Raw genomic sequence first — 10332 nt, 5'->3', positions numbered from 1 at the left:
CCCCCCGATAACCCCCTCCCCACCGGCGCATGACCGGCGTCACAGGGCCGGGCTGTCACGCTGCGGCGCGCCCGGGCCGTCGGGTCGGTGTCAGATCCACCGACAGGGAGGTCGTCATGCAGCGGATGAACGTGGCCGAGGTGGCGCCGGAGGCGTACCAGAGCGTGCTGGGGCTGGAGAAGTATGTCCGGGCCAACGTGGACCACACCGTGCTGGAGCTGGTGAAGCTGCGCGCGTCGATGCTGAACGGCTGCGCGTACTGCGTCGACATGCACAGCCGGGAAGCGGCAGCTGCCGGGGAGTCGAACCGCCGGTTGTTCGCGGTGGCCACCTGGCGCGAGGCGCCCTTCTTCGACGAGCGGGAGCGCGCCGCACTGGCCCTGACCGACGCGGTTACCCGGCTGGGCGAGCACGGGGTGCCCGACGACGTGTGGGCGGCCGCCACCGCGGTGTGGCCGGAGAAGGCCCTCGCCGACCTGGTCCTGGCCATCGCCACAATCAACGTGTGGAACCGAATCGCGGTGACCTTCCGCAGCCAGCCCCCCACGGACGGCTGAGCCCGGTCGACGCGGCAGAGGCGGCCGGTGCGCTCGACGCGCACCGGCCGATGCTGCTCGGGCTGGCGTACCGGTTGCTGGGCAGCCGGCACGACGCCGAGGACGTGCTGCAGGAGACGTACCTGCGCTGGGTACGCATCGACCGCACCGGAGTGACCGAGCCACGCCGCTACCTGTCCCGGGTGGTGACCCACCTGGCGATGGACCGGCTGCGGGCCCGACAGGCCACCCGGGAGGCGTACGTCGGGCCGTGGCTGCCGGAGCCCGTACCGACCGCGCCGTCGCCGTTCGGGCCGCTGGAACGCGTCGAACTGCGCGACTCGCTCTCCACCGCACTGCTGCACCTGCTGGAGCGGCTCACCCCGCCGGAGCGCGCGGTCTACGTGCTGCACACCGCCTTCGAGCTGCCGTACGCCGAGATCGCCGAACTGCTGGACCGATCCGCCGAGGACTGCCGTCAGCTGCACCACCGGGCCACCCTCCGGATCGGGCGTGGGCCCCGGTTCACCGCCGACCGGGCGGAGCAGGAGCGGCTACTGGAGGCGTTCATCGCCGCCGCCGACAAGGGCGATCTGGCCGCCCTGACCGACCTGGTCGCCGCGGACGCGACCGCGTGGAGCGACGGCGGCGGCCGGGTGCGGGCCGCCCGCAACCCGGTGACCGGGGCCGACCGGGTCGCCCGGTTCGTGCTGGGGATCCGGGACCGGGGCGGGCTGCTGACCGTGCACCGCACGGAACTCAACGGTCAGCCGGCCGCCGTGATGGTGCCCACAGCCGGCCGCAGGTACGTGGTCACCCTCGGCACCGCCGCCGGCCGGATCACCGACGTCTTCATCGTGGCCAACCCCGACAAGCTGCCCTGGCTGGCCTGAGGCGTCGGCTCAGCTCGGTGGATCAGCCCAGCTCGGGAAACCAGAGCGCGAGCTCCCTCTTGGCACTGTCGGCCGAGTCGGAGGCGTGCACCAGGTTCTCGCGGTTGGACAGGGAGAGGTCACCCCGGATGGTGCCGGCGGCGGCGCGGCGCCCGTCGGTGGCCCCGATCAGGCCGCGCACCACCTCGATGACCTGGTCGCCGGAGAGCACCAGCGCGACCAGCGGGCCACCCGTCATGAACGCCTTCAGCGGCGGGTAGAACGGCTTGTCGACGTGCTCGGCGTAGTGCTCGTCGGCCAGCGCGGCGTCCATCGTCCGGGACACCATCGCGTCGATCCGCAGCCCCTTGCGCTCGAAGCGGGAGATGATCTCGCCGACGATTCCACGGCGAACCGCGTCGGGCTTGATCAGTACGAGCGAGCGCTCGTCCGGGCTGCTGCTGGACACGCTGGGTTCCTCCTCAGGGCGGAAGCCGGTCGGGCTGGGTACGGTCAGCCTAGCGACCCGGTCCCGGCGCCGGCGCGGTGGTCGGTCCTTCCCCCGGCCTCCGATCCGGCCTAGCCTGGCCCTGACCACCCGGGAGGTCCACTGTGGCGAATGGCGGGAGCCGGCCCATCGCACCGGTACGCAAGCTGATCGCCGCGGTGCTCGGCACCGTGGCCACCTTCGTGATCCTCTTCGGCCTGGGCATGACCAGCTGGGCCATCGTCGCGCTCGGGGTCGCCCTGCTGGTGCTGGCGATCGCGCTGGCCACCGTACGCGGCGGCGGCCGCACCTGGGTGGTCGGCGCCGGGCACGTGCACCGCGCCTCCGAGCCGCCCACCCAGTACGCCTTCGGGCGCTGCGAACTCCAGTTGGTGATCGACGCTCCCGGACTCCCGCCCCGGTCGAAGAAGATCATCGAGCCGCGGGTGCCGGTTTCCAAGTGGCCGTCACTGGGCCAGTCCCTGCCGATCCGGGTGGCGTTGGACGACCCGCGACACGTCCGGGTCCTCTGGGACGAGGTGCCCACCCACGCCGAGGCCGGCACCGCCGAGCTGCCCCCGGAGTTCGCCAGCGAGTTCGTCGGCCAGGGCCCGCCGGACGAGGTGCTCATCGGGCAGCAGGCCCCGCCGTGGGCCGGACGAACACCCGAGGACGACTTCCACGACCCGCTGGGCGATCCGCTGGGTGACCCGCGCCGCGACGACCCGGCCGAGCCCGTCGAACAGCGGGAGACGGTGCGGGTACGCCAGCGCCCGGGCGGCCCGGTCGTGCTGGAGGGGACCGTGGTGGAGCACGCCAGCGACCAACCGCTGCCCCGCCGGGCCACGCCCGCACCCCGCTCGCCGGCCGAGGAGCGGTTCGCGGCGCCATCCGACGAGGAGCGTTTCGCGGCGCCACCGGCCGAGGAGGAGCCGCCGCTGGCCGGGGAATTCTCCGGCCCGCCGCCGGCCGAGCAGTTCTCCAGCCCGCCGCCGGCCGGGCGACTCTCCGACCCGCCGCCAGCCGGGCGACTCGCCGACCCGCCGCCGCCCGCCCCGACGGATCCGATGGACCCGCTCGACCCGCTCGACCTGCCGCTGGACGATCCGGCGCCGCGCCCGAGTACGGCCAGTGGCGCGGGAGCCGCAGCCACCGGGGACCGGCCGGTCGGCACCCGGGTTCCGCCGGCCGGCGGCCGGGCAGAGACGGTCGGCGCTCGGGAGCTGGACGAGGCGATCTTCGGCTTCGACCCGGACGCCGCCGACCCGGCCGCGCCGATCAGTGGCGTGGGCATCACCCTGCTGGTCACCGAGCTGTCCCGCTCCCTGGAGTTCTACCGGGACCGGCTCGGGTTCAGCGAGGTCGACCGGGGCACCGGCAACGCCGTGCTCGCCTCTGGGGCGACCCGGTTGGTGCTGCGGGAGGTGACCGGCGCCCAGCCGATCAGCCGTCGCCTGGTGCACGTGAACCTCGACGTGGACGACATCCAGTCGGCGTACGAGCGGCTGCGCGACTCCGGCGTCCGGTTCACCTACGCCCCACGGGTGGTCAACCGGGGCACCAAGCTGGAGGTGTGGGCGGCGGCGTTCCGCGACCCGGACGGTCATGGCATCGCACTGACCCAGTGGCGGGAGCGCGCCGAGGCGTAGTCGCTCCGCGCAACTGATTGTGGGCGGTTCAGCTGTTGCCGGCCCGCCGGGTCACCCAGCTGCTCAGCCCAGGATCACCCGGCGCACGTGCAGGGCGTACGCCCACACCAGCGCGAACATGACGCCCAGGACGAACAGCGACCAGTGCAGCAGCCCGGACAGCAACAGCAGCCCCTGCAGGACGGTGCCGGCATGCCACGCCCACGACCGGCGCATCATGCCGGCCAGCACGGCCGAGGCCACCGCCAGCGCCACCACCACCCCGATCGCGGGGCCGCCGAGGTCACCGCCGACCACCCTGATCGGCTGGATGGCCAGCAGCAGCACCAGCGCCTCCAGGGCGAGGGTGCCCGCGCCGAGGCCGCGTACCGCCCGCTGCGGGTCACGCAACCCCGACCGGCGTGACCCCGGCGCGCCACCGGGTTGGCCGGCATCGCCGGACTGGCCGGCATCGTCCGATCGGGGCGCGGTGTCCGGCCCGGTCATCGCTTCAGCAACCGGCGGGCGTCTGCCACGGTCACCACCGAGCCGGTGATGAGCACCCCGACACCGGCCAGCTCGCCCGGTACGTCCTCCTCGGCCAGCGCCACCGCCGCCTCGATCGCGTCCGGTATCTCCTCGGCCACCTCGACCCGATCCGGCCCGAACACCTCGGCGGCGAGCGCGGCCAGTTCCTTGACCGGCAGCGCCCGTGGCGAGCTGTTCCGGGTCACCACCAGCTGGTCGACCACCGGCTCCAGCAGCTCCAGCAGGCTGGCCGCGTCCTTGTCGGCCAGCACGCCCACCACCGCGACCAGCTTGCTGAACGCGAACTCCTCCTGCAGGGCGGTGACCGTGGCCGCCATCCCCTGCGGGTTGTGCGCGCCGTCCAGCAGGATCGTCGGGGCGCTGCGGACCCGCTCCAGCCGCCCGGGGGAACTGGCGGCGGCGAAGCCCTCCCGCACCGCCTCCACATCCAGTTGCCGGCGGGCGCCGGCGCCGAGGAACGCCTCGACGGCAGCGAGCGCCAGCGCCGCGTTCTGCGCCTGGTGGGCACCGTGCAGCGGGACGAACACCTCCTCGTACACCCCGCCCAGACCCTGCAGGGTGAGCACCTGCCCGCCGACCGCGACCGCCCGGCGCAGTACGCCGAACTCGGAGCCCTCCCGGGCGACGGTCGCGCCCACCTCGGCGCACCGTTGCAGGATCGGCCGGGCGGCCTCCTCCTCCTGAACGGCACAGATCACCGTGGCGCCGGGATGGATGATGCCGGACTTGGCGACCGCGATGTCCTGCAGCGTGTCACCGAGCCATTCGGTGTGGTCCAGCCCGATCGGGGTCAGTACGCACACCCCGGCCTGGATCACGTTGGTGGCGTCCTCGGCCCCGCCCAGACCCACCTCGACCACGGCCACGTCGACCGGGGCGTCGGCGAAGGCGGCGAACGCCAGCGCGGTGGTCATGTCGAAGTAGGTCAGCGGCTCGGCCGAGCGGTCGTCGACCAGCTCGGCCAGCGGCTTGACCTCCTGGTACACGGCGGTGAACCGGGCCTCGTCCACCGGCTCGCCGTCCAGGCTGATCCGCTCCCGGACGGTCTCCAGGTGCGGGCTGGTGTACCGGCCGGTATGCAGCCCGAACGCCCGCAGCAACGAGTCGATCATCCGGGCCGTGGAGGTCTTGCCGTTGGTCCCGGTCAAATGAATCGACGGGTACGCCCGCTGCGGGCTGCCCAGCAGGTCGAGCAGGGACGAGATGCGGTCCAGCTCGAAGACCATCCGGGTGAACCCACGCCCGGCCAGCTCGGCTTCGACCTCGGCGAAGGCGGCGTGCCCGGCGCGGTTGGTCCGGTCGGAAGGCTCCGCGCCCGCCCGGGAGTTGGCGCGGGCGCGGTCGGTGCGGTCGGTGCGGTCGGTGCGGTCGGTGCGGTCGGTCACGAGGAAAGCGCCTCCAGGGCGGCGTCGATGCGGGCCAGGTCGGCCTCGGCGACGGCCAGCCGTTCGCGGATCTTGACGACGACGTGTTCGGGGGCCTTGCCGACGAACGCCGGGTTGTCCAGCTTCGCCCGGGCCTGCCCGGCCTCCTTCTCCGCCGCCGCGCGGTCCTTGGTCAGCCGGGCCCGTTCGGCGGCCACGTCGATCGAGCCCCGGGTGTCCAACGCCACGCTGACCTCCCCCGGCATGGCCAGCGTCGCGCTGGCCTGGAAGCCGTCGCCGGCCGGGTCGAGCCGGGCCAGGGACCGGATCAGCGGCTCGTGCGCCGCGACACCGGCACCGGCCAGCCCGTCGAGCCGGGCGACGACCCGCTGGGTCGGGCGCAGCCCCTGGTCGGAGCGGAACCGGCGGACCTCGGTGACGACCCGTTGCAGGGTGGCCACCTCCGCCTCGGCGGCGTCGTCGACCAGCGCCCGGTCGGCCGCCGGCCAGGCCGCGGTGAGCAGCGTCTCGCCGCCGGTCAACGCGGTCCACAGCTCCTCGGTGACGAACGGGATCACCGGGTGCAGCAGCCGGAGCAACTCGTCCAGCACGTGACCGAGGATCCGGCGGCTGACCTCGGCCGGCTCGCCGCCACCGGCCAGCACCGGCTTGCTCAGCTCGACGTACCAGTCGCAGACGTCGTCCCAGGCGAAGTGGTACAGCAGGTCGCAGACCTTGGCGAACTCGTACGCCTCGAACTGCTCGTCCACCTCGGCAGTGACGTGGGCCAGCCGGGACAGGATCCACCGGTCGACGGTGGACAACCGGTCGGCGACCGGCAGCGGCCCGTTGGTGTGCGCGCCGTTGATCAACGCGAACCGGGTGGCGTTCCACAGCTTGTTGCAGAAGTTCCGCGACCCCTGGCACCACTCCTCGCTGACCGGCACGTCGCCGCCGGGGTTGGCGCCCCGGGCCAGGGTGAACCGGGTCGCGTCGGCCCCGTAGCGGTCGATCCAGTCCAGCGGGTCGACCACGTTGCCGAACGACTTGGACATCTTCTTGCCGTGCTCGTCGCGGACCATGCCGTGCAGGGCGATCACGTCGAACGGCTGCTTGCCGTCCATCGCGTACAGGCCGAACATCATCATCCGGGCGACCCAGAAGAAGAGGATGTCGTACCCGGTGACCAGCACGCTGGTCGGATAGAACTTGGCCAGGTCCGGGGTCTGTTCCGGCCAGCCGAGGGTGGAGATCGGCCACAGGCCGCTGGAGAACCAGGTGTCCAGCACGTCCTCGTCCTGATGCCAGCCCTCGCCGGTCGGCGGCTGCTCGTCGGGCCCGACGCAGACGACCTCGCCGTCCGGGCCGTACCAGACCGGGATGCGGTGGCCCCACCACAGCTGCCGGGAGATGCACCAGTCGTGCATGTTGTCGACCCAGGCGAAGTAGCGCTTGGCCAACTCCGCCGGCTCGATCCGGACCCGGCCGTCACGCACCGCGTCACCGGCCGCCTTGGCCAGCGGCGAGGTGTTCACGAACCACTGCAGCGACAGCCGGGGCTCGACGGTGGTCCGGCACCGCGAACAGTGGCCGACGGCGTGCACGTACGGCCGCTTCTCCGCGACGATGCGCCCCTCCTCGCGCAGCGCGGCGACGATCGCCGGGCGGGCCTCGAACCGGTCCAGCCCCTGGAAGGGGCCGTGCGCGGTGATCACGCCGCGCTCGTCCATGATCGTCAGGGCGGGCAGGTCGTGCCGCTGCCCGATCTCGAAGTCGTTCGGGTCGTGCGCCGGGGTCACCTTCACCATGCCGGTGCCGAAGGCCGGATCGACGTGCGGGTCACCCACGATCGGGATCCGCCGCCCGGTCAGCGGCAGCTCGACCTCGGTGCCGATCAGGTGCCGGTACCGCTCGTCGTCGGGGTGCACCGCCACGGCGGTATCGCCGAGCATCGTCTCGGCCCGGGTGGTGGCGACCACCACCTCGTCGCTGTAGCGGATCGACACCAGCTCACCGTCGTCGTCGGTGTGCTCCACCTCGATGTCGGACAGGGCGGTCAGGCAGCGCGGGCACCAGTTGATGATCCGGTTCGCCCGGTAGATCAGGTCGTCGTCGTACAGCTTCTTGAACATGGTCTGGACGGCGCGCGACAGCCCCTCGTCCATGGTGAAGCGCTCGCGGTCCCAGTCCACCGAGTCGCCGAGCCGGCGCATCTGGCCGAGGATCGCGCCGCCGGACTCGGCCTTCCACTGCCAGACCCGCTCGACGAACTTCTCCCGGCCCAGGTCGTGGCGGGACAGGCCCTGCGCGGCCAACTGCCGCTCGACCACGTTCTGGGTGGCGATGCCGGCGTGGTCCATGCCCGGCAGCCAGAGCGCCTCGAAGCCCTGCATCCGCTTACGCCGGACCAGGGCGTCCTGCACGGTGTGGTCGAGCGCGTGACCCATGTGCAGCGAACCGGTGACGTTCGGCGGCGGGATGACAATGGTGTACGGGGGCTTGTCGCTGTCCGCCGACGCCCGGAACCGACCGTCGGCTACCCACTGCTCGTACCGTCGCTGCTCTACCTCGCCGGGCTGGTACTGGCCGGCAAGGGTCGGGGCGTCGGGGCGTCGGGCATCCAGTCTCTCGGTCACCCTGAAAGTCTACGGAGCGCTTCGGCGGACCCGACGTGCGCCACCGGTCGTTCGCGTACGGTGTCGGCTATGTCCGACGCACATCTCACCGCCCGCCAGCTCGACGAGGGCACCCCGCCGGTCGACCTCACCGACAAGCCGATCGAGCTGAGCAACCGCGCCCCGGACGAGGCCACCGACCGGGCGGCGGTCCGGGGCCGCCGACGGCGCGTCGTGGTCGTGCTGCTGTCGGTCCTCGCGCTCGCCGGCATCGCCGCGTTCGGCACCTGGGGTTGGCGAATCACCCAGCAGAAGGACGCCCGGATCACCACCCCGGACACGGTCGCCGGGCTGACCCGGGACGACAGCGAACGGGCGTCGAGCACCGCCGACTACCTGCGCAGCGGCCTCGCCGCCGACATCCAGCTGGACAGCAGCTTCGGCGCCGTCTACCAGGATCCAGCCGACGCCCGACGCTCCGTGCTGATCTTCGGCGGCACCACCCTGCTCTGGCAGCCGGAGCGGGATCTGGACAGCCTGTTCGCGCTGATGTCCGACGAGACCGGCGCGGTGACCGGCCTGCGTGGCGTGTCGGCCGGCAAGCTCGGCGGTGTGATGCGGTGCGGCATCACCAGCGGCGACGGCGGCGACTTCGCGGTCTGCGGCTGGGCCGACCACGGCAGCGTGGTGATGGCCATGTTCCCCTTCCGGCCGGTCGACGAGTCCGCGGCACTGCTGCGGGAGATCCGCGCGGCCGTCCAGACCCGCGACTGACGCCTGCGGGCATACCCAGGGTCGGCCGGTCGCCGAATCAGCCGGGACGGGTGCGGACCACCGGGGTGGCCAGCGCCGCGAGGGCGACCAGGACGCACCCACCGCCGGCCACGGCACACACCACAGGTACGCCGTACGCCTCGGCGCCCCACGTGACGACCGCCGCGCCGAGCGGCCCGAGCGCGTAGTGGGTCGCCCAGAACACCGAGGTGACCCGGCCGAGCAGATGGTTCGGGGTCACCTCCTGCCGCAGTGACAACGAGCAGATGGCACCGACAGCCAACCCGCCGAGGTACGCCGCGGCCAGGGCGGTGACCGCCGGGACGGTACGCACCGAGCCCACCGCCGCCACCGCCACGCCGGCCACCGCCATGCTGCCCGACCAGGTCGCCCCGAACCCGATCCGGCGCCGCAGCGGGGCCACCACCAGCGAGCCGACCACGGTCCCGCCGGCCGCGAGCCCCAGCACCAGACCGACGGTGCGGTCCGAGCCGCCCAGGTTGTGCCCGACGTGGTAGATCAGCACGTCGTCGAGCCCGTAGGTGAGGAACAGGAAGACCGACAGCAGCACGGTCAAGCTGCGCAGCACCGGGTGATGCCAGAGGAAGAGGGCACCGTCCAGCAGCTCGCGGCGCAGGCCGGCGAGGGTCGGTGCGGTCCGCTCGACCCGGACCTGCCGCAGGCGTACGGCGCACAGCGCGAGGGCCGACACGGTGAAGCTCGCGGCATTTACCGCTACTGCGGTGGCGTACCCGAAGCTGGCGGCGACCACCCCGGCCAGCAGCGGTCCGCCGATGCCGGCGATGGCGTAGCTCGCCGACAGCTTGCCGTTGGCCTCCGTGATCCGCCGGACGTCGACGAGCCCGGGCACCGCCGCCACGTACGCCACCCGGAAGACCATGCCGACCGCGGCGCTCGCCGGGAGTACGACGTAGAGAAGCCAGAGCTGCGGTCCCCACAGCCACGCCACCGGTACGGCGGCGAACAGCACCGCTCGGGCCAGGTCGCAGCCGATCAGCAGGCGTCGCCGGTCCGCCCGGTCCGCCAGCACGCCCGCGAACACCGCGGTGGCCACGGCCGCGACGCCGGCGACCGCGGTGAGCAGGCCCATCAGCGCCACCGACCCGGTGACTTGGAGCACCAGCAGCGGTACGGCCACCGAGGCGAACCCGTCGCCCACCACGGACAGCGTCTGGGCCGACCAGAAGACGGCGAAGTCGCGGTCCCGCCACAGCGCGGGAGAACTGTCCGTCTCCGCCGTACGCGCCGTCACCCGCGTGACGCTAGCGCCGGCGTCGGCCACCCGCCTCCGGTTTATCGCCGCCAGAGCGCCCGCGCCAATGGGACGCCGTTCTGGCGATGACCGCTGGGAATCAGGTGTGGGAATGCGTTTAGGGCCACCCCGTGCGGGGTGGCCCTAAACGAAAGAGTGTCCGGCGGTGTCCTACTCTCCCACACCCTCCCGGGTGCAGTACCATCGGCGCTGGAGGGCTTAGCTTCCGGGTTC

9 protein-coding genes and 1 rRNA gene are annotated in these 10332 nt (G+C 72.8%); 4 read left to right on the top strand and 6 right to left on the bottom strand.

Going from position 1 to position 10332, the window contains the following annotated elements; all coding sequences use genetic code 11:
• The first annotated feature begins 116 nt into the window (after positions 1–116).
• Positions 117–557, top strand: coding sequence for a carboxymuconolactone decarboxylase family protein (locus tag C1I95_RS27805; protein ID WP_111218160.1), 441 nt, complete (start codon positions 117–119; stop codon positions 555–557).
• Positions 506–1429: an RNA polymerase sigma factor SigJ gene (sigJ, locus tag C1I95_RS27800; RefSeq protein ID WP_233513924.1), complete on the top strand. Its 924-nt coding sequence runs from the start codon at positions 506–508 to the stop codon at positions 1427–1429. Before C1I95_RS27805 ends, sigJ begins: the two co-directional genes overlap by 52 nt.
• A 22-nt stretch (positions 1430–1451) precedes the next feature.
• Here the strand turns inward: sigJ and ndk are convergent, their stop codons facing one another.
• Entirely contained in the window at positions 1452–1877 is a 426-nt protein-coding gene (gene ndk, locus C1I95_RS27795; RefSeq protein ID WP_111218158.1) for a nucleoside-diphosphate kinase, read from the bottom strand.
• 143 nt (positions 1878–2020) lie between these two features.
• Between ndk and C1I95_RS27790 the strand changes: the two genes are divergently transcribed.
• Positions 2021–3544 carry a VOC family protein gene (locus tag C1I95_RS27790; RefSeq protein ID WP_111218156.1) on the top strand — a complete coding sequence of 508 codons (1524 nt, stop codon included), beginning with the start codon at positions 2021–2023 and terminating at the stop codon, positions 3542–3544.
• Positions 3545–3607: 63 nt separating this feature from the next.
• On the opposite strand, the gene C1I95_RS27785 is transcribed toward C1I95_RS27790, so the two are convergent.
• The 3 genes from C1I95_RS27785 to C1I95_RS27775 all read right to left on the bottom strand — a co-directional run bounded on the left by C1I95_RS27785 (position 3608) and on the right by C1I95_RS27775 (position 8072).
• A complete protein-coding gene (locus C1I95_RS27785) occupies positions 3608–4030 on the bottom strand; it encodes a DUF4233 domain-containing protein (RefSeq protein WP_111218154.1) in 423 nt (140 codons plus the stop codon).
• Positions 4027–5298, bottom strand: coding sequence for a bifunctional folylpolyglutamate synthase/dihydrofolate synthase (locus tag C1I95_RS27780; RefSeq protein WP_233513925.1), 1272 nt, complete (start codon positions 5296–5298; stop codon positions 4027–4029). The genes C1I95_RS27785 and C1I95_RS27780 overlap by 4 nt, the downstream gene beginning before the upstream one ends.
• Positions 5299–5453: 155 nt before the next feature.
• Positions 5454–8072: a valine--tRNA ligase gene (locus C1I95_RS27775; protein ID WP_111218152.1), complete on the bottom strand. Its 2619-nt coding sequence runs from the start codon at positions 8070–8072 to the stop codon at positions 5454–5456.
• 69 nt (positions 8073–8141) lie between these two features.
• On the opposite strand from C1I95_RS27775, the gene C1I95_RS27770 reads away from it, so the two are divergent.
• Positions 8142–8825: a hypothetical protein gene (locus tag C1I95_RS27770; RefSeq protein WP_111218150.1), complete on the top strand. Its 684-nt coding sequence runs from the start codon at positions 8142–8144 to the stop codon at positions 8823–8825.
• A 37-nt stretch (positions 8826–8862) separates the two neighbouring features.
• Here the strand turns inward: C1I95_RS27770 and C1I95_RS27765 are convergent, their stop codons facing one another.
• A complete protein-coding gene (locus C1I95_RS27765; protein WP_111218162.1) occupies positions 8863–10098 on the bottom strand; it encodes an MFS transporter in 1236 nt (411 codons plus the stop codon).
• Positions 10099–10256: 158 nt separating this feature from the next.
• A 5S ribosomal RNA gene (gene rrf / locus C1I95_RS37345) occupies positions 10257–10332 on the bottom strand; the annotation flags it as partial.

The organism is Micromonospora craterilacus (genome assembly GCF_003236315.1).
Lineage (GTDB): Bacteria > Actinomycetota > Actinomycetes > Mycobacteriales > Micromonosporaceae > Micromonospora > Micromonospora craterilacus.
Note: the sequence above shows the minus strand (reverse complement) of the source record. Positions and strands in the feature narration are given on the sequence as shown.